The sequence below is a fragment of the Candidatus Clostridium eludens genome, assembly GCF_045310515.1.
GTDB lineage: Bacteria > Bacillota > Clostridia > Clostridiales > Clostridiaceae > Clostridium_B > Clostridium_B eludens.
This window is the reverse complement of sequence record NZ_JBJHZX010000148.1, coordinates 1-613: the sequence shown is the minus strand read 5'-3', so window position 1 is coordinate 613 and position 613 is coordinate 1. Positions and strand designations below refer to the sequence as shown.

Annotated in this window: 1 protein-coding gene; it reads left to right on the top strand. The window is 31.3% G+C overall.

Features of this window, described 5'->3' with window-relative positions; all coding sequences use genetic code 11:
• Positions 1-613 (top strand): sensor histidine kinase (locus ACJDU8_RS25610; RefSeq protein WP_406795011.1); only part of this gene is annotated, 613 nt, incomplete at both ends.

Below are 613 nucleotides of genomic sequence, written 5' to 3'. Positions count from 1 at the left end.
ATTATACATGGCCATGTAAATCTGCTAAATCGCTGGGGAAAAAATGATAAAATGCAGTTAAATCGTTCTCTTACCACATTAAAATCTGAAACAGATAATATGAATAAACTTATAGAAAACCTATTGCTGCTTGCAAAGGGAGATAACAATGTATTTGTTACAAAGAAAGAAGAAATTTTGCTTAGACCATTTTTAAAGGAAGTTGTTGATGAAACATTACTAAATCACAATCAGACTTTTATTTCATACATTTGCGAAGATTCTCTAAAAGTAAATGGAGACTATAACTTGCTAAAACAAGTTGTAAGAATTTTCATAGACAACAGTATAAAATTTAGTACTTCTTCTGAAGAAATAACTATAGAGGTAAAACAAAATGATAGTAATACGTTTATCAGTGTCAAGGATAAAGGCGTAGGCATTCCTTCGGAGGGTCTCCCCCATATCTTCGATAGATTTTATAGAGTTGATGAATCAAGAACCAAGTCAACTGGTGGCACAGGTCTTGGACTTTCTATAGCAAAACAAATTATTGAAGCCCATAGTGGTAAAATTTATGTCAAAAGTGAACTTGGAAAAGGTACAAATATTACATTTACTATTCCATTTGAAT